This window comes from Rhizobium sp. 01N48 (assembly GCF_056399145.1).
This window is the reverse complement of sequence record NZ_JBFTQT010000008.1, coordinates 1-18,897: the sequence shown is the minus strand read 5'-3', so window position 1 is coordinate 18,897 and position 18,897 is coordinate 1. Positions and strand designations below refer to the sequence as shown.

The window sequence follows — 18,897 nt, the reverse complement described above, 5'->3', positions numbered from 1 at the left end:
CTCGGCAGCCATGATGGAAAGCAACGCCGACAGCGGTGGTCAGCAGGCGGTTTTGGACCAGCCCGTATTTTCAGCCGAGCTCTTTCCCCACCGGTCTCTCGGCCGCAAGGGGTTCAGGGTGCTCCTGCTGCTGTCGGGCGGCGTTTGCCTGCTTTACGGCCTGTTCTTCATCGCTACCGGCGCCTGGCCGATCGGCTTCTTCTTCGGCCTCGATTTCCTGCTGCTCTACGGCGCCTTCCGGCTGAACTACCGCTCGGCCAGGGCACGCGAGATGGTGACGGTGTCGCGCACCGATATCGCGGTCCGCAAGATCGCGCCTTCGGGGCGTATGGTCGAGCATCACTTCAATCCGTTCTGGACGCGCTTTTCGGTGCGCCGCCACGACGAGATCGGCATCCTCTCCATGCATATCTACGGACAAGGGCGGGCGACGGATATCGGAGGCTTTCTCAATCCCGATGACCGCGAGAGCTTCGCCAAGGCGTTCAAGCGGGCGCTGGCGACAGTCAAGCAGCGTATCTGATAATCATCTAATTCTGGCGCAAGAATCGGGTGGCTTGAGCGATGCCGCTTGACTATCTCCTTGTGACAAGGAGAAAGATCATGAACATGGTAGCCAAGCTGAACCAAGACATCACGCCCGATGGTCCCGACTACGAGACCGTCCGCCAGGTGATCGAGCTGATCACCGAGGATTACCGTGAGCAGCCGTCGCTGGAAGCGATCGCCATGCGTCTCAATCAATCGCCGACGCAGCTGCAAAAGACCTTCACCCGCTGGGCCGGCCTTTCGCCCAAGGCCTTCCTGCAGGCGGTGACGCTCGATCATGCCAAGCGGCTGCTGCGCAAGGAGGAGCTCCCCTTGCTGGAGACCTCCTTCGAGGTCGGTCTATCAGGCCCCGGCCGGCTGCACGATCTCTTCGTCACGCATGAGGCGATGTCTCCCGGCGAATGGAAGGCACGCGGCGGCGGGCTGACGATCCGCTACGGCTTCCACCCGTCGCCCTTCGGCATCGCGCTGGTCATGGCGACCGACCGCGGCCTGGCCGGCCTTGCCTTCGCCGACATCGGCGGCGAGGCCGCCTGTCTGGAGGACATGACCTGCCGCTGGCCGAACGCCGAGTATGTCGAGGACCGCGAGGCGACGGTCGGTTACGCCGCGCGCATATTCGAGCCGGGCCGCTGGACGTCGGAGCAGCCGTTGCGCGTGGTGCTTATTGGTACCGATTTCCAGGTCCAGGTCTGGGAGAGCCTGCTGAAGATCCCCTTCGGCAAGGCCGTCACCTATAGCGACATCGCCAGCGATATCGGTCGCCCGACGGCGATGCGGGCGGTGGGGGCAGCGGTGGGTGCCAACCCGATCTCCTTCGTGGTGCCGTGTCATCGGGCGCTCGGCAAGAGCGGCGCGCTGACGGGCTATCACTGGGGGCTGACGCGCAAGCGTGCGATGCTGGGCTGGGAGTCGGCGCACGCTTGACGGCTGCTAGGGCACGGCTATCGATAGGTCAGCGGGTGAGGCCCCTCATCCGACCCTTCGGGCCACCTTCTCCCCGCTGGGGAGAAGGTGAGATCGGAGCGAGCGGCCTGCCACAGGTCTCTTCTCCCCAACGGGGAGAAGGTGCCGGCAGGCGGATGAGGGGGCCTCACCCTCACTTCTCAATTAATAACCCTATACAAAAACGACGCGGCTCTCACCGCGCCGTCTGCATGTTCACTCCGCCGCAATCGCCGGCGGATGCCGGTGATCCACCGCGTCATCCTCACCGGACGAGACAGCCTCATCCTCCTTGCCCTTCGGCTCCTTGTCGAAGAACAGAGCATAGGCCGCAGGCAGCACCAGGATGGTCAGCACGGTGGCGACCAGGATGCCGCCCATCATGGCGTAGGCGAGCGGACCCCAGAAGACACCGCGCGAGATCGGGATCAGCGCGAGGACAGCCGTCAAAGCCGTCAGCATGATCGGACGGAAACGGCGCACGGCCGCGCCGACGATCGCTTCCTGCCGGTGCATCCCCGCCTTGATGTCCTGGTCGATCTGGTCGATCAGGATGATCGAGTTGCGGATGATGATGCCGAGCAGCGCGATCACGCCAAGGATCGCGACGAAGCCGAAGGGCGCGCCGGAGATCAGGAGGGCTGCTGCGGCACCGATGATCCCGAGCGGACCAGTCGCCAACACCAGCATCGCCTTGCCGAAATGCTGCAGCTGCGCCATCAGGAGAAGCACGATGACGACAAGCATGATCGGCGCCTTGGCGGCGATCGAGGCCTGGCTTTCGGCGGAATCCTCCGCACCGCCCTGGATCTCGACCTTGTAGCCGGCAGGCAGGCTGTCGCGCAGCGGCTGCAGATCGGCATACATCTTCATGACCACGTCGTTCGACTGCACGTCGTCAGGCAGCGTTGCGCGCACGCTGATCGTCGGCAGGCGGTCGCGCCGCCATTCGATGCCCTGCTCGAGCACCGGCACCACCTTGGCGATCTGCGAGACCGGCACGAAGCCGCCGAAATCCGTCGGCACGTAGACCGAGTTGACGGCCGACAGCAGCGAACGATTGGCTTCCGGCTCGCGGGCGACGATCGACACAGTTTCCTCGCCATCGCGGAAATCGTCGAGCGGAGCCCCGGACATCGCCGTCTGCAGCATCTGGCGGACGCGTTGCGAGGTGACGCCGAGCGCACGGGCGCGGTCCTGGTCGATCACCAGCTTCATCGCCGGCACCTGCTCCAGCCAATCGTCGTGGATGGCGCCGAGCAGCGGGTTTTCCTGGAACTTCGCCTTCACCTGGTCGGCGATCTTGCGGACTTCCTGGCGATCCGGACCCATGACGCGCATCTGCACCGGCCAGCCGGTCGGCGGACCAAGGAAGAGGCGGTCGACCTTGCCGCGGATATCGGGGAAGTCTTCGGCTAGAATGGTCCTGAGCTTGACGATCAGCCGTTCGCGGGCCGGCTCGTCATTGGCCATGATCAGAAGCTGCGCGAAGTTCGGGTTCGGAAGCTGCTGGTCGAGCGGCAGGAAGAAGCGCGGCGCGCCCTCGCCGATATAGGTGGCGACGAACTTCTTGTCCTTGTCGTCCATGATCTTGGCTTCGAGCGCCTTCGACTGCGTCTCCACTTCCTTGATGCTGGTACCCTCGGGCAGCCAGAGATCGACGAGGATTTCGGGACGCGAGGACTGCGGGAAGAAGTTCTGTGGAATGAACTGGAAGGCCCAGAGGCTGGTGGCAAAGGTCACCAGCGTCATGGCAACGACGATGATGCGATGACGCACCGCCCAGCCGACCGTCGACCGCAGCCGGCGATAGAAGCTGGTGTCGAAGGCATCATGATGTGCGCCGCCCGCATGCTTGCGCTGCTTCAGGATCATGTAGCCGAGCCACGGCGTGAAATAGACCGCGACGAACCACGAGACCACGAGCGCGATACCGACGACGTAGAACAGCGTGCGCACGTATTCCCCGGCCGTGGACGCCGCGAAGCCGACCGGAATGAACCCGGCCGTGGTGATCAGCGTGCCCGTCAGCATCGGGAAGGCGGTGGACGAATAGGCGAAACTCGCCGCCTCGATCTTCACGAGCCCTTCCTCGAGCTTTCGCTCCATCAACTCGACCACGATCATCGCGTCGTCGACAAGCAGCCCGAGCGCGATGATCAACGCGCCCAGCGAAATGCGCTGCAGGTCGATGCCAAGCTCGTACATGATGGCGAAGGTCGCGGCCAGCACAAGCGGAATGGCGATGGCGATGACGAGGCCCGAACGCCAGCCGATCGACAGGAATGAGACGACGAGAACGATGGCCAGCGCTTCACCCAGCGCATGCATGAACTCGCTGACCGCATCGGTGACGACATCCGGCTGGTTGGAGATCTGGTCGACCGAAACACCGTAAGGCAGCGATTCCTCGAAGCGCTTGTAGGTCGCTTCGACATCCTTGCCGACATCGGTGACCTTGTAGCCCTTGGCCATGACGACGCCGACCTGGACGCTCTCATGACCATTGAAGCGGTATTTGCGCTGATAGGGATCTTCGAGCCCGGAATAGACGGTGGCGATATCGCCGAGACGCGTCACCTGATTGCCGGCCTTGAGCCGGAGCTCGCGGATATCGGCGGCCTTGGTCACGTCGCCCTCGACGRCAATGCGCACCGAGCGCGTGCCGGTATCGACGGAGCCGGCTGGATCGACACTGTTCTGGCCCTTGATGGCGTTCTGCAGGTCGACGATCGTCAGGCCGCGTTCGGCCAGCGCCTGCGAGGACACGTCGATGAAGATCTTCTCCGGCTGATCGCCGATGATCACGGCCTTCTCGACACCCGGCGTCGTCAACAGCATGTCGCGCGCCTGGATCGCGAACTTCTTCAGCTCCGGATAGCTGTAGCCATTACCGCTGATCGATTGCAGCGTGATGAAGGTATCGCCGAATTCGTCGTTGAAATAGGGACCGAGCAGGCCGGATGGCAGCTCGTTGGAGATATCACCGACCTTCTTGCGCACCTGGTAGAAGGCGTCGGCGACGTCAGCCCCGTTGGTATCGCCCTTGATCTGCAGCGTGATGACGGCCGAACCGGCGCGCGTATAGGATTTCACCCAGTCGATATGCGGGGTTTCCTGCAGCTTGCGCTCGATCTTGTTGACCACCTGGTCCTGCATCTCCTGGATCGAGGCGCCCGGCCACACGGCCTGCACGACCATGACGCGGAAGGTGAAATCGGGGTCTTCCTTCTGTCCCATCCGCATCAGCCCGAGCACGCCGGTGATGAGGATCAGGCCGAACAGGAAGCGCGCGATGCTCGGATGGCCGATTGCCCAGCGCGACAGGTTGAAGGGCTTCTTCTCGGTGGTGGAGTTGTCCATTGTCCCGTTCCCTCTCCTGACCGCTTAGCGAACGACGTCGCCGGTCTCGGCCGCAGTCTCAGTGGATGCCGACTGCTGGCCCGGCAGCTTGACCTTGAGATTGTCGGTCATGAACTGCGTGCCGGCGGCAACCACGAGATCGCCGGTCTTCAACCCGTCGGCGATATTGACGCCGTCGCCGGTGAAATCGGCGATCGTGACGTCGCGGGCATGCACGGTCTGTTGGTCGCGATCGACCACCCAGACGATCTTCTTGCCGTCCTTCTCGGCAAGCGCCGCGAGCGGGATGGAGACGTGGGTGTTGGCATTGCTGACGCTGGCCTCGATCGTCGCCGTCATGCCGAGCAGGACGCGGTCGTCATGCGGCAGGCTCACACGAACGGCAAACGTGCGCGACTGCGCATCCGCGCTGCCGGAGACCTCACGCACCTTGCCGTCGAGCACCAGCTTGGCCGAAGACCAGAAGCTCGCCTTGACCGTCTTGCCCGGCTTGAACTCGGCGATGTCGTTCTCAGGCACCGCGATCTGCACTTCCTTTTCGCCGTCGAGCGCGACAGTCGCAACAGGCGTGCCGGCGGCAACGACCGTGCCGGTGTCGGCACTGATCGCTGTCACGATGCCACTCTGGTCGGCCTTCAGCTCGGCATAGCTCACCTGGTTTTTCGCCTGATCGAGAGAGGAGCGAGCCGCGTCGCGCGTGGAGACTGCCTGATCGTAGCTGAGCGACGCCTGCTCGAGCTGCGACTTCGCCGTCACGCTCTTGTCGAACAGCTGCTGGGCACGCTTGTTGGCGAGATCCGCCGTGCCGACGCCCTTTTCGGCCGCCGCAAGATTGGCTTCCGCCGTCTTCGTCGCGAGCTCGTAATCGGTCGCGTCGATGCGCGCGATCACATCACCCGGCTGGACACGGTCGCCGATATTCACGCGTCGCTCGGTCATCTTGCCGGCAACGCGGAAGCCGAGGTTCATCTCGACACGCGCCTTCACCGCACCGGAATAATCAAGTGCTCGGGTGTCGCCGGCCTTGGCGATTTCCACGACCTTCACCGGCCGCAGGATCTCCTTGGTCTCCGCCTTCTTCTCCTCGCTGCAGCCCGAAAGCGCGAGCGAAACGGCGCCAAGGAGCGCGAAACTGGCAACGGACGGCAACTTGACTGTCTTCAGCGAAATCATCTTTCGCACTCCCGGTATGTTTGTGTGTTGAATTGTTGGCGGCCGTGCCGCCCGATTATCTCTTCAAAGCCCTGATGGAGAAGTCGATCAGCTCGTCCACCGTCGCTCGGTTGGTCTTGGCAAGACATTGCGCCACCATGATCGGGTGGCAGAGCGTCACGGTGGCAGCGCCAAAGCAGCGCGACGCAACGGCAGGATCCTGATCGACGAACTCGCCGGCCTCGATACCCTCGCGGATCACCTCGGCCAGCAGATCGTGAATGCTGTCGACATGCCTCTCGATGACATGCCAGTCGCGCTCGATGGCGACGACCACCATCTCATGCACCTTTTCCTGGTCGAGCATGGTCTCGACCGTCATCTGGTATTGCCCGCGCACGAAGCGGCTGAGCCGCTCGGAAGCGCTGAGCGGCAGATGGCAGATTTCATAGGCCTGCTGGTAGCTCGCAGCCAACATGCGCCCGCAGATCGCCTGGTGGATTTCTATTTTCGAGGAGAAGAAGCGATAGACATTGGCCGGCGACATGCCGAGATCGCGGGCGATATCGGCGACGGTTGTCTTGGCGTAGCCATAGTGACGAAACAGCCGCTCGGCCGCATCGAGAATGCGCGTCGCATTCTCCTGTCTTGTCGCTTCGAGAATGCTTTCAGCGGTGTCGCTCATGACTTCTGCCGTGTTGATTTACGACTGACGAATTTCGATTTTCGTCAGTCGTAAGACATCAGGAGGCGAAAGTCAATCTTTTGCGTTGCGGGATTGAGTGGAATGGAGAAGTCCCTCTGATCAAGAAAGTCCCCTCCCCAACCCCTCCCCACAAGGGGGAGGGGCTTACTCGTGGCATGCCGCCTGCCCCATTCTCCTGCCAACAAATCTTGAGAGTTTGCGGTTCTGGGTAAAACATAGCGCCCAGCAAGCCCCTCCCCCTTGTGGGGAGGGGTTGGGGAGGGGTCTTCGCCACACCCACAAACAAAAAATGCCGCGGCGCAAGGCACCGCGGCATCTCAAACCATCGATAAATTAGTCGCTTACGCCAGCTGCGCATCCAGCGTGATCGGCACCGCGGCCAGCGCCTTGGAAACCGGGCAACCGGCCTTGGCCTTGCCGGCAAGCTCGATGAAAGTCTTCTCGTCGCAATTCGGAACCGTGCCGCGCAGCGTCAAGAGGATGGCGCTGATCGCAAAGCCACCCTCGACGCTCTCGAGCGTCACCTTCGCCGTCGTTTCCATGCTGGTTGCGGTAAAGCCGGCCTCGCCGAGGATGAGCGACAGCGCCATGGTGAAGCAGCCGGCATGGGCGGCGCCGATCAGTTCTTCGGGATTGGTGCCCGGGAGGCCCTCGAAGCGGCTGGCAAAGCCATAAGGGTAGGATTTGAGCGCGCCGCTCTGCGTCGAAATCTGACCCTTGCCGTCCTTGATGCCGCCCGACCACTGTGCGGAACCTGTGCGATTGATCTGCATGCCGTTCTCCTGTTGGACTGAGTGTTTTCCAACGCAGCGACCCGCCGCGTCATCCGGTCAAGAGGCGCGAAAACCCCTTCGCCCGAGCATATAAGTCTCTAATCCAGGAAGGCGACAGTCTTGTAAAATTTGATTGCTAGCGCGCTGCACTGATCAGCGGATGGTGCCCGCCGTCTCCAGCGTGAAGAGCTCCTGCGGCCGCTGCACACCGCGCAGCGCGTAGCGCCCGACGCAGGCCAACGCCCCGCGCTCGGCCTCGGGAACGGCGGCGGCGAAATCGGACGACATCAGCACGTTGAAATCGACCGACCGGCAAAGCGAGGCGATGCGGCTGACCTCGTTGACGGCGGGGCCGATGACCGTGAAGTCGAGCCGCTCCTGGCTGCCGATATTGCCATAGAAAACGTCGCCGATGTGCAGGCCGATATAGACGTCGGTGGTCGGCCGCTCCTCGAAGGCGCGCTCGTTGTTCAGCGTCACCAGTCTCTCGTGCAAGACCCGCTCGGCCTTCAGCGCCGCCGAACAGGCGTCCGCTGGCGCGTCGGCCTTGAAGATCGCCAGCACCCCGTCGCCGATCAGCTTCAGCACGTTGCCGCCGGCCTCATGCACCGCCGTGATGACGAGATCGCTATAGGCGTTCAGCATCGGCAGGATTTCCTCGGGCGAGGCGCTGTCGGAGATCTTCGTGTAGTTCACCAGATCCGAGAACCAGAGCACCGCCGAAATCCGCTCCGACTTGCCCCGGCTGATCTTGCCATCCAGCACCTGGCGCGCCGCATCCTCGCCGAGATAGACCTCGGCGATCGTGCGGGCGATACGCCCGAGCCCGATACACTTGATCGCCAGCGCCAGCACCGGCGCCAGCTTGCGCAGGACCATCATGTGATGATCGGAAAACCCTTCCTGATGGCGTGTAGCAAAATGCACGAAGAAGCAATCCATCTCGCCGATCGTGCCGGCCTTGTCGAACTTGCGCACCATCGCGACGAAATCGGTATGCCCTTCCGCCTGCATCGTATCCAGCATGTAGAAATCAGCCGGATCACCGAACGCCAGCCGCCGGCGAACCTCGTTCTCTGTGCCCGTCCAGAGATGGTAGAAGGCCGAGCGCTGCCAGTTTTCCAGCGAGTTCCCATCGCCGCCCATCGGGCCATAGGCGAACTCGGGCTCGACATCCTGTTCGCTATCCCAGCGAAAAGCGCGCCCCTCATGCACCGGGTGCAGCGTATCCATCAGCGCCAGGCTGCGGTCGAGCGGAAGGCCAAGCCTGCGGCAGGTATCGCAGAAGCCGGTCAGCAACTCGGTTTCAGTCGCGCCATTCAGCCCCTGCTCCGTCAGCCACGTCGCAACCGTACCGATATCACTGTATTCCATGCCATAGTCACCTTGTCTGATACGCAAGCCTTACCGTGATTTGACGGCCAGCGGAACGGCAAAGCTGACAAACGTCATGTCCCGCCGCAATCTCATACCGGCATATTGTAAGGTGTGATGATTTCCACCGCCGACAAGGATGCCGGCGCGATACGTCCGGAAAAACCACGGCTCATCACCGCCCGGAACGCCGTGCGCGCATCGGAGCGCAGGTCATGATGCAGCACAAAGCCGATCTTGCCGGCTTTCAAGAGCGCGCGGTTATCGGCGTCGAGATCATGCGCGACGAACGCCCGGATCGGCCGCCCCGCCGCCTCGAAAGCCGCCAGCACCGCGCGATTTCCGCCGCCGATCGAATAGACCGCGTCGATCGTCTCGTCGGCCGCGATCGCCCGCGCCGCCAGAATACCGGTTGCCGCATCCGTTCCATGCCCTTCGCTGATCTCGGTAATGCCGATCTCGCGGTATCGCTCGCGGATGACCCGGCGAAATCCGATCTCACGCTCCTCCTCGCCACGGAACCGCCCGCTCGAGAGCGTCACCAGCACCCGCCCGGGCGCGCCGGCAAACCGCTCGCCGATCAGATAGGCGGCGGTCTCGCCGGCTGCCCGGTTATCCGCTCCCGCATAGGCGATCCGCGCCGAATTGGGCAGGTCGGTCACCAGCGTCACCACGGGGATGCCCGCCTCCTCCAGCCGCGACACGGCGGCGTCGATCTCCGGCACATCGGGCGCCTTCAGCACGACCGCCTTGGTGCCGCGCAGCCGTATCCGGTCGAGAAGCTGGACGATTTCCGCCGGCTTCATCACCTCGGCGAAGTGAAAGCGGCAGCGAAACACCGTCGGCAGAAAGGTCGCGACTTCGGCTTCGAAGGCCGCGCGGACCGTCGTGCTGAAGCGCTCCGGCGTTTCCATGACGATATCGATCGCGATCGTCCGCCCGCCTGCCGCGACCTCCGTCTGCTGCTTCTCGAGCTCCGCGATCGCCGCCCGTACCCGCAGTTCCGTCTGCCGCCGCACACCCGGCCGGCCGTTCAGCACCCGATCCACGGTCGCCGTGCTCAAGCCCGCCTGAAAGGCGATATCCTTGACGAGAAAGACATGCGCCATGCCGTGAATTTCCGATCCAGTCTGATGTATTTTTGATGGATTCCTGATCTATCACGGCCCTCGCCGCGCCGTATAGTGCCTTCATCAGGAATGGAGGAGCATCTGATGAAAACCGACAATCTGCAGAAGCTGCGCGCCGACCGCGTCTGGCTCACCGAGGATGCCTGCGATCTCGACGACTTCCGGGCGCTGGCCGAAAAGACGACATCGCTCGCCGATTATCCGAACGCCGCAGCGGTCGAGAAAAACGTGCTGATCTACGACAGCCGCAATGTCAGGGCCGTCATCGCGGATCCCGAGGGCAAGCGCGCGCTGTTGGCCGAGATTTGCGAAGCCTTCGCCGAAGGCCCCGGCGTCGTCGTCTTCACCGGCGCCTACGAGGACACCGGCGTCATCGACCGCGCCAGCAAGATCTTCGACGACATCATCACCGAGCAGCACCGCACCTCGACCAGCGGCGGCGATCACTTCGCCAAGGCCGGCGCCAACGACCGCATCTGGAACTCGCTCGAAAAGCACTGCCTCGCCGACCCCGACAATTTCGCCGAATACTACGCCAACCCGATCGTGGCGCTGGCAAGCCAGGCATGGCTCGGCCCGAGCTACCAGATGACCGCGCAGGTCAACCGCGTGAACCCCGGTGGCGCCGCCCAATCCGCGCACCGTGATTATCACCTCGGCTTCCAGTCCTCTCAGGTGATCGAGCAGTTTCCCGTCCACGTCCACAGGCTCTCGCCGGTGCTGACGCTGCAGGGCGCAGTCGCCCATTGCGACATGCCGCTCGAAAGCGGGCCGACGCTCTTCCTGCCGAACAGCCAGACCTATGTGCCGGGATATCTCGCCCTCAAGCGCCAGGAATTCCGCGACTACTTCGAGAAAAACCACGTGCAGCTGCCGCTCAAGAAGGGCGATGTCGTCTTCTTCAACCCGGCGCTCTTCCATGCCGCCGGCACCAACCGCTCGGCCGACATCAAGCGCGTCGCCAACCTGCTGCAGGTCTCCTCCACCTTCGGCCGCGCCATGGAAACGGTCGATCGCCAGCGCATGAGCGCCACCCTCTTCCCGGCGCTGAAGCGGCTGTCCGACACGCTCTCGAAAGCCGAAATCGCCAATGCGGTGGCAGCTTGCGCCGAGGGCTATTCCTTCCCCACCAATCTCGACCGCGACCCGCCGGTCGGCGGCCTCGCGCCGAAGACGCAGGCGCAGCTGATGCACGAGGCATTGGCTGCTGGCTGGAGCGACGAGATGTTTGCCGAGGCGCTTGCGAAACAGGCGGAGAAGAAGCTGAGCTGAGCACGCAGCACGGCACTCAATAGTAAAAACGAAAAAGGCCTCTCGCATCGCGAGGGGCCATTCGCGCATCATCAGTCAGATATCATTGGGAGGAACATATATGAGCACAGACCACAGCCGCCTCGACGGCAAGATCGCCATCGTCACCGGCGGCACGCAGGGCCTCGGCGCCACCATCGCCCGGCTCTTTGCCGAGCGCGGTGCCAAGGGCATCGTCATCTGCGGTCGCAACGCCGAGAAAGGCCGCGCGAAAGCCGAGGAGATCTCAAGCGCGACCGGCGCCGAGGTGGTCTATGTCCAGGCCGATCTTTCCAAGGTGGAGGATGCCAGCAAGGTCGTCCAGGCCTGCGACAGGGCTTTCGGCCGCGTCGATGCGCTGGTCAACGCCGCCGCCACCACCGATCGCGGCACCATTCTCGACACCAGCCCCGAGCTCTTCGACGCCATGTTCGCGATCAACGTGCGCGCGCCGTTCTTCCTGATCCAGGAAAGCGTGAAAATCATGCGCCGCGAAAAAACCGAAGGCACCATCGTCAACATCGGCTCTATGTCGGCCAAGGCCGGCCAGCCCTTCATCGCCGCCTATTGCGCCTCCAAGGGCGCGCTCGAAACGCTGACCAAGAACACCGCCTATGCGCTGCTGCGCAACCGCATCCGCGTCAACGGATTGAACATCGGCTGGATGGCCTCGGAAGGCGAGGACCGCATTCAACGCGAGTTCCACGGCGCCGCCGCCAACTGGCTGGACGAAGCCGCCGCCGCCCAGCCCTTCGGCCGCCTCGTCGATCCCGCGGAAGTGGCCCGCGCCTGCGCCTATCTCTCCTCATCCGAATCCGGCCTGATGACCGGCTCGATGATCTGTTTCGACCAGTCGATCTGGGGTGCCTACGACGGCTCACCGCACCCGCAGGCCCCACTCTGAAAAATCCTCAAGCCCGGCCTTTTGCACGGCCGGGCTCTGGCACGCCGCTTCGTTTACGTTTACGAAGGAGATCAAATCGCTTTGGGAGGAGCAGCCTGTGTCGCAAGATGCGCTTTATGACATCCGTGAYGATCGTTTCAATCGCCTGATCGCGGGCAGCGCCAAGCTGGAAGAACTCTATTCCGGTTGCCGCTGGGCCGAAGGTCCCGTCTGGTTCTCCGATCTCAACTGCCTTCTCTGGAGCGACATTCCCAACGAGCGCATCATGCGCTGGGTGCCCGATGGCGGCGCCTCGGTCTTCCGCTCGCCATCCAACTACGTCAACGGCAACACCCGCGATCGCCAGGGCCGGCTGGTATCCTGCGAACATGGCGGCCGCCGCGTGACCCGCACGGAACCTGACGGCCGCATCACCGTGCTCGCCGATCGCTACAAGGGCAAGCGGCTGAATTCGCCCAACGACGTCGTCGTCCGCTCCGACGGCTCCATCTGGTTCACCGATCCGAGCTACGGCATCATGTCCGATTATGAAGGCCACAAGGCCGAGCCCGAGCAGGAAACCAGAAACGTCTACCGCATCGATGCCGGAACCGGCGAAATCGAAGCGGTCGCGACCGACTTCATCCAGCCCAACGGCCTCGCCTTCTCGCCGGATGAAAAGCAGCTCTATATCGCGGATTCTGGCTCCTCGAACCACGAGGTGCCCCGCCATATCCGCGTCTTCGACGTGGTCGACGACCGCAAGCTGACCAACAGCCGCTACTTCTGCTCGATCGACAACGGCGTGCCCGATGGCTTCCGTTTCGACGTTGCCGGCAACCTCTGGAGCAGTGCCGCCGACGGCGTTCACTGCTTCGCGCCAGACGGCACGCTGCTCGGAAAGATCAAGGTTCCGCAGACGGTCTCCAATATCACCTTCGGTGGCCAGAAGAAGAACCGCCTGTTCATAACCGCGACGCAATCGGTCTACGCCATTTACACGACGACCAACGGCGCCCAGTACCCGTAAGCCAAAACTGACATTGAAAGCGCGCCGGGCCACTTGCTGCGTCCCGTTGCGCCTCCCTCCCCGATACCGTTACTGCCGTGAGAAACTGACATGCGTTCCATCGTTCCCTATAACGAATCCTGGGCTTTCCATGAGGGTGCCGGCCATCATCTGCTGCGCGATTTCGACGGCCGCTTCATCGTCAACCTGCCGCATACGGCGGTCGAACTCCCGTTCAACTATTTCGATGAAGCGAGCTACCAGCGCGCTTTCACCTATCAGAAACTGCTGCGCTGGATGCCCGAATTCGAGGGCCGCGAGGTCTCGCTGGTGTTCGACGCCGCCATGGCCGACGCCGTGGTCTATCTGAACGGCGAGGAAATCATCGCCCACAAGGATGGCTATACCCCCTTCGAGGCGCGCCTCACCAACGGCCTGCAACGCGGCGACAACCTGATATCAGTCACGATCGACGGCAGCGAGAACCCCGCCATCCCGCCCTTCGGCGGCGCGATCGACTACCTGACTTACGCGGGCATCTATCGCGAAGTCTGGCTGAAGGTCACCGATCCCGTCTCGATCCAAAACGTCAAGATCGAGACCACTGATGTGCTCTCGGAAGAAAAGTCCGCCTCCATCCGCGTCCATCTCGCCAATCCCCGCAACGTGCACTTCCTGGCAACGCTGACGGCCTCGCTCGCCGATATCGATGGTAACGTGCTCGCCACCGCGTCAGCGGACACGACCGGCGGCGACACCACGCTTGATTTCAGCGGCCTGACCGGTATCGCGCTTTGGGATATCGACAATCCCGAACTCTACCAGATGACGGTGGAGCTGAAGACCAGCCACGGTTCAGACAGGCTGACGACCAGCTTCGGTTTCCGCACTGCCGAATTCACCCCTGAGGGCTTCCGGCTGAACGGCCGACCGCTGAAGCTGCGCGGCCTAAACCGCCACCAATCCTTCCCCTATGTCGGCTACGCCGCCGGGCGCTCCGCCCAGGAACGCGACGCCGACATCATGAAATCCGTGTTGAAGTGCAACATGGTCCGCACCTCGCACTATCCGCAATCGAAGTGGTTTCTCGACCGCTGCGACAAGATCGGCCTGCTCGTGTTCGAGGAGATCCCCGGCTGGCAGCATATCGGCGACCAGGAATGGCAGCATGAATCCATTCGCAACGTCCGCCGGATGATCGAGCGCGACTGGAACCACCCCTCGATCGTGATCTGGGGCGTGCGCATCAACGAGAGCCAGGACAGCCACCATTTCTACGCCGAGACCAACCGGCTGGCCCGCGAGCTCGACCCCACCCGCCCGACCGGCGGCGTTCGCTACATCACCGATAGCGAACTGCTCGAGGACGTCTACACGATGAACGACTTCATCCTCGGCAACGAGGAACTGCCAGGCGCCAACCGCCCGCGCACGCCGCTACGCCCGCAGCAGGAGAACACCGGCCTCTCCTACAAGGTGCCTTACATGATCACCGAATTCGGCGGTCACATGTACCCGACCAAGATCTACGATCAGGAAACCCGCCAGGCCGAGCATGTCCGCCGCCACCTCGAAGTGCTGAACGCCGCCTATGGCGATCCCGACATAGCGGGCGCCATCGGCTGGTGCATGTTCGACTATAACACCCACAAGGATTTCGGCTCCGGCGACCGCATCTGCTACCACGGCGTCATGGACATGTTCCGCGAACCGAAATTCGCCGCTTACGCCTATGCCAGCCAGTGCGAACCCTCCGATGAGGTGATCATGAAGCCGGTGACATTCTGGGCGCGCGGCGAGCGCAACATCGGCGGCGTGCTCCCGCTGATCGTGCTGACGAATTGCGACGAGGTCGAACTGACTTATGGCTCGGTGACCAAGCGCGTCGGCCCCGACTACGAGAACTTCCCGCACCTGCCGCATCCGCCCGTCGTCTTCGACCATCGCCACTTCACGGCCGACGAACTCGGCATCTGGGGTGAGAAGTGGATCGACGGCAGCTTCATCGGCTATGTCGACGGCGCGCCTGTGGCGCAGCTGACGCTGGTCGCCGATCCGCTGCCGACGACGCTGCAGGTGGTGGCCGACAGCACCCGGCTGAAGGCACGCGAACGCGACACCACCCGTGTCGTGTTGCGCGCACTCGACCAACAGGGCCAGCGCCTGCCCTTCCTGAACGAAGTGGTGACGATATCTCTCACCGGCCCGGCAAAGATCGTCGGCCCCAGCACCATACCGCTCCAGGGCGGCACGGCCGGTCTCTGGATCGAGACCACGGGCCTCACGGGTGAGATCACGCTGGAGGCCACCTGCCCCCGCTTCGGTAAAGTCACGCTGACACTCGCCGCCGTCTGACGGCGGCCAAAGCCTTGGTCTTCACAGGCCAAGGCTCGATGCGTTCCCTACGACGCTCAGACTGGAGCGACCGAGCGAACACTGCCGTTGTTGTCGACGATGCAGGAGAATTTCTTGCCCCCTGCATCCAGATCCACGGCGAATGTCCCATCCGGCTGCAGCCGCGAGCCTGTCGGCAAGACCTTGACACCGGCTCCGGCGCTGCTCGTCACCGCATTGGCGCAAAGCAATTGCAGATCGGCCGGCGCCGTCATCAGTGTTGTGCGCGCCATGGCTTCTGGTGGCGGCGGCGCGGGCGTACAGGCGCCCAACGACAACAGTCCGGCCAGGGCCAGAAGAGCCCGACCGCCTCGCTTCAACTCTTCTCTCGACATCTGTCCCCTCCAGACGTTGATGATATCAGGCCTGATCAATTCCCGGCCAATGTCGGCGCTATCGATCAGATACCCTTGTAGAGCGCGGCACCCTGCATGAGCACGATGACCTTTGCGCCGATCTGCACCCGCGAATGCAGGTCCGTCACGTCGTCATTGTTCAGCCTGATGCACCCGGATGACACGTCGAGGCCGATCGTCCATGGCTCGGCCGTGCCGTGAATGCGGTAGATCGTATCCTGGTCGCCGGCGTAGAGATAAAGCGCGCGCGCCCCGAGCGGGTTGTCCGGTCCACCCGGCATGCCGGCCGCCCATTTGGCCGCGTTGGCATCACGCGCCACCATTTCGGCGGGCGGCGTCCATACCGGCCATTCGGCCGTCCGCCCGACCCGCACGATCCCCGCCCAGCCGAACCCATCGCGGCCGACACCGATGCCGTAGCGGATCGCCTGCCCGCCCGGCTGCACGAGGTAGAGAAAGTGCTGGTTGCCGTCGATGATGATAGTCCCCGGCGGCTCCGCGGTCCGGAACGTCACGATCTGCCTGCGAAAGGCCTCCGGCGATTGCTTGTTGCGCGCGTAATATTGCCGGGCCTTCTTGCTGTCATAATCGACCCATGTCCGCGTCTTCGCGTCATAGATCTGCGTCTGCGCCAGCACGATAACAGGCGCAAGCAGCAACGCGGCGGCCGCAAACGGCACCCCCTTGCGCAAGCGCCGGATTACCCAACCAAACGCCGTACCGCATTTTGCCAGAGAAGAAGACCGACCCCTCATGGCTTCGCCCACCCATCGATCCGCGCCGCGTTGCGCTCCACCCACGCCTTGGCATAGCCAAGCGGCGCCTGCCGCTCCACCTCGAGCGCATAGCTTATCGCCGTCGCCTCCTCCGGCGTCAGTTCAACCTTTTCAAGGAACGCCGCGATCTCGGGGTGCTTGCTGGCAAGCGCTGTTGAATAGGCAATACGGAAGGTTGCCGTGTCCCAGGCCGTCGAGGCCGACGACTTCTTGATCCAGAGCGGATCGGTCGCACTCACCAACGACCATTTGGCCGCATCATGCTTTGGCTCTTCAAGCCGGACAATCTTGTGCAGATCGAAGACGAAATGCGGCGCATAGCATGCGAACACCACCGGCTGGCCGGTCGCGACCGCGGCATCGATGCCGGCCATCGCCACCTCCTCCTCGGCCTCCACGAGCGTCATCGTCTTGGCATAACCATAGCTGTTGGCCCGCACGCGCTCGATCCCCGTCGAGGACCATGTCGGCGCGCCGATCCACATCTCCCCCTTGCCGTCGCCATCCGTATCGAGAAGACTGGTCTTTTCGGGGTCGCTGAGATCGGCGATATCAGTGATCCCCTTCTCGGCCGCCGCGGGCGTCGCGCAGATGCCCTGCCATGCCGGAACCCTGTGCTTGGCCAGAACGACCACGCCCTTCTCGGTCACGAATTTTTCGATGACATCGGCGAGATTGGGTTGCCAGACCTCCGGGTGGATATCGACGCTCCCCTTCTCCAGCCCGGCGAAGGCGTTGAGCGTGCCCATTTCCTGGACGAGAGCGGGCTGTTTGAATTCTTTCTCGATCGCGACCTTGAGAATAAAGGCCGTTGCCTGACCGGACGGCCAGTTCGGCATGGCGATCTTGAGGTCATCCGCAAGGACGGGCGTCCCAGCCCCCAAGACGGAGAACAATGCGGACAATGAAACGACGAACACGCCGCAACCGGCACCATCTCTCACAATGTTCCCCCTCGGCAGACACTGATCGGATCGCATGCTGATATTTCAACGCAAGGATGCAGAAGCGGGCGCGGTTAGTCAAGCGTAGAGTGTTTTAGAAAAGCCGGATCAACGCCCAAGGCCAGCCGCCCAGGCACCGACGCGCGATGCCATCGCCTGCATATGATCCGCCGCCGAGAAGCCGGAGAGCGACTTGCGCGGCTTTAGATCATGATCGCCATCCTCGAGCCAGAAGATATCGATCTCAGGCGAAAGCGAATAGCCCGCGACCTCCTCGCGTGTCCCGAACGCATCCCGCGTCCCCTGGCAGATCAGCGTCGGCGTTTCGATCGCGCTCAGATGCGCCGTGCGCAATTGCGTCGGCTTTCCCATCGGATGAAACGGATAGCCGAGGCAAAGCAATCCGGCGATTTGGCCCGAGCGATAGAGATCATCCGCAACCATACTGGCAATCCGCCCACCCATCGACTTGCCGCCGATGACAAGCGGACCGCTGGCGTGGAGGTCACCCACCGCCGCCAGATGTTCAGGGATCAACGTCTCCGCCTTGGGCGGCGGCGGACGCCGATCGGACAGCCGCCGCTCGGCCATATAACCGAACTCGAACCGAACCACCCGCATTCCAGCCGCAGCCAGAGCCTCGGAAAACCGCTCCATGCCCGCCGAATCCATGGCACCGCCGGCACCATGCGCGAGAAGGATCGTCACGGGTGCGTTGTCAGGACCGGAGAACAGGAAGGACGCGCTCATGCAGATCTTACTACAGGATAAGTCCACGAGCCGACAGCGCTCGTTTTATTGTGTTTTGGGAAAGAAGAATTTGGTTGCGGGGGCAGGATTTGAACCTGCGGCCTTCAGGTTATGAGCCTGACGAGCTACCGGGCTGCTCCACCCCGCGCCAAGTGCAAAACCCTTTGGGTTTTGTCACGGTGCGTAAACCGCGAAGCGGTTTACGCTACTGCCGGAGCAAAACCCAATGGGTTTTGTTCCTGTAAGGGACGCACCATATATTTGGCGTTTAGTCCCTTAAATTTCAATTGGCCCTCAAAAGCAAAAGGCCGCTTGCGCGGCCCGATGTTTTCGGCTGGGCCGAAGTTTCATGATGAGAAGATTTTATGTTGCGTTTAGCAGACCTGGCAGCGACCGACTCTCCCGCGTCTTAAGACGAAGTACCATAGGCGCAGGGGCGTTTCACGGCCGTGTTCGGAATGGGAACGGGTGCAGCCGCCCCGCCATAACCACCAGGTCAGCGA

16 protein-coding genes, 1 tRNA gene, 1 rRNA gene and 1 pseudogene are annotated in these 18,897 nt (G+C 62.8%); 7 read left to right on the top strand and 12 right to left on the bottom strand.

Features of this window, described 5'->3' with window-relative positions; translation table 11 throughout:
• Positions 1-10 precede the first annotated feature (10 nt).
• From AC1DOG_RS16175 to AC1DOG_RS16165, 3 genes and pseudogenes are all read left to right on the top strand, one after another.
• Positions 11-523 (top strand): DUF2244 domain-containing protein, encoded by a 513-nt coding sequence (locus tag AC1DOG_RS16175; RefSeq protein WP_477929697.1) that lies wholly within the window; start codon positions 11-13, stop codon positions 521-523.
• A gap of 80 nt (positions 524-603) precedes the next feature.
• Positions 604-1,476: a bifunctional helix-turn-helix domain-containing protein/methylated-DNA--[protein]-cysteine S-methyltransferase gene (locus tag AC1DOG_RS16170; protein WP_112981787.1), complete on the top strand. Its 873-nt coding sequence runs from the start codon at positions 604-606 to the stop codon at positions 1,474-1,476.
• Positions 1,477-1,518: 42 nt separating this feature from the next.
• A pseudogene (locus tag AC1DOG_RS16165) lies at positions 1,519-1,642 on the top strand (endonuclease domain-containing protein); the annotation flags it as partial.
• Positions 1,643-1,710: 68 nt separating this feature from the next.
• Here AC1DOG_RS16165 and AC1DOG_RS16160 read toward each other — a convergent pair.
• The 6 genes from AC1DOG_RS16160 to AC1DOG_RS16135 all read right to left on the bottom strand — a co-directional run bounded on the left by AC1DOG_RS16160 (position 1,711) and on the right by AC1DOG_RS16135 (position 9,971).
• The gene (locus AC1DOG_RS16160; protein WP_477929393.1) at positions 1,711-4,857 is read right to left on the bottom strand and encodes an efflux RND transporter permease subunit; all 3,147 of its coding nucleotides are present in this window, start codon (positions 4,855-4,857) and stop codon (positions 1,711-1,713) included.
• A gap of 24 nt (positions 4,858-4,881) precedes the next feature.
• Positions 4,882-6,030, bottom strand: a complete 1,149-nt coding sequence (locus tag AC1DOG_RS16155) for an efflux RND transporter periplasmic adaptor subunit (protein WP_477929391.1) — start codon at positions 6,028-6,030, stop codon at positions 4,882-4,884.
• A 55-nt stretch (positions 6,031-6,085) separates the two neighbouring features.
• Complete coding sequence (locus AC1DOG_RS16150; RefSeq protein WP_477929389.1) at positions 6,086-6,694, bottom strand: TetR/AcrR family transcriptional regulator; 609 nt, start codon at positions 6,692-6,694, stop codon at positions 6,086-6,088.
• A 362-nt stretch (positions 6,695-7,056) separates the two neighbouring features.
• A complete protein-coding gene (locus AC1DOG_RS16145) occupies positions 7,057-7,488 on the bottom strand; it encodes an OsmC family protein (RefSeq protein ID WP_018902456.1) in 432 nt (143 codons plus the stop codon).
• A 153-nt stretch (positions 7,489-7,641) separates the two neighbouring features.
• The gene (locus AC1DOG_RS16140; protein ID WP_477929387.1) at positions 7,642-8,862 is read right to left on the bottom strand and encodes an adenylate/guanylate cyclase domain-containing protein; all 1,221 of its coding nucleotides are present in this window, start codon (positions 8,860-8,862) and stop codon (positions 7,642-7,644) included.
• A 92-nt stretch (positions 8,863-8,954) separates the two neighbouring features.
• Positions 8,955-9,971 carry a LacI family DNA-binding transcriptional regulator gene (locus AC1DOG_RS16135; protein ID WP_477929385.1) on the bottom strand — a complete coding sequence of 339 codons (1,017 nt, stop codon included), beginning with the start codon at positions 9,969-9,971 and terminating at the stop codon, positions 8,955-8,957.
• Positions 9,972-10,076: 105 nt separating this feature from the next.
• Here AC1DOG_RS16135 and AC1DOG_RS16130 point away from each other — a divergent pair, with 105 nt between their 5' ends.
• The 4 genes from AC1DOG_RS16130 (at position 10,077) to AC1DOG_RS16115 (ending at position 15,529) form a co-directional block, all read left to right on the top strand.
• Positions 10,077-11,264, top strand: a complete 1,188-nt coding sequence (locus AC1DOG_RS16130) for a phytanoyl-CoA dioxygenase family protein (protein WP_477929383.1) — start codon at positions 10,077-10,079, stop codon at positions 11,262-11,264.
• Between the two features lie 100 nt (positions 11,265-11,364).
• A complete protein-coding gene (locus AC1DOG_RS16125; RefSeq protein ID WP_477929381.1) occupies positions 11,365-12,186 on the top strand; it encodes an SDR family oxidoreductase in 822 nt (273 codons plus the stop codon).
• Positions 12,187-12,283: 97 nt separating this feature from the next.
• Positions 12,284-13,195 (top strand): SMP-30/gluconolactonase/LRE family protein, encoded by a 912-nt coding sequence (locus tag AC1DOG_RS16120; RefSeq protein ID WP_477929379.1) that lies wholly within the window; start codon positions 12,284-12,286, stop codon positions 13,193-13,195.
• A 90-nt stretch (positions 13,196-13,285) separates the two neighbouring features.
• A complete protein-coding gene (locus AC1DOG_RS16115) occupies positions 13,286-15,529 on the top strand; it encodes a glycoside hydrolase family 2 protein (protein ID WP_477929377.1) in 2,244 nt (747 codons plus the stop codon).
• A 56-nt stretch (positions 15,530-15,585) separates the two neighbouring features.
• On the opposite strand, the gene AC1DOG_RS16110 is transcribed toward AC1DOG_RS16115, so the two are convergent.
• From AC1DOG_RS16110 to rrf, 6 genes are all read right to left on the bottom strand, one after another.
• Complete coding sequence (locus tag AC1DOG_RS16110) at positions 15,586-15,801, bottom strand: hypothetical protein (protein ID WP_477929375.1); 216 nt, start codon at positions 15,799-15,801, stop codon at positions 15,586-15,588.
• A gap of 167 nt (positions 15,802-15,968) precedes the next feature.
• Positions 15,969-16,616 carry a L,D-transpeptidase gene (locus tag AC1DOG_RS16105; protein ID WP_477929373.1) on the bottom strand — a complete coding sequence of 216 codons (648 nt, stop codon included), beginning with the start codon at positions 16,614-16,616 and terminating at the stop codon, positions 15,969-15,971.
• A gap of 59 nt (positions 16,617-16,675) precedes the next feature.
• Positions 16,676-17,620 carry an ABC transporter substrate-binding protein gene (locus AC1DOG_RS16100; RefSeq protein WP_477929695.1) on the bottom strand — a complete coding sequence of 315 codons (945 nt, stop codon included), beginning with the start codon at positions 17,618-17,620 and terminating at the stop codon, positions 16,676-16,678.
• Between the two features lie 132 nt (positions 17,621-17,752).
• Entirely contained in the window at positions 17,753-18,394 is a 642-nt protein-coding gene (locus AC1DOG_RS16095) for an alpha/beta hydrolase family protein (RefSeq protein WP_477929371.1), read from the bottom strand.
• A gap of 71 nt (positions 18,395-18,465) precedes the next feature.
• Positions 18,466-18,542 (bottom strand) — tRNA-Met (locus AC1DOG_RS16090).
• A gap of 233 nt (positions 18,543-18,775) precedes the next feature.
• Positions 18,776-18,890 (bottom strand): 5S ribosomal RNA (rrf, locus tag AC1DOG_RS16085).
• Positions 18,891-18,897 lie beyond the last annotated feature (7 nt).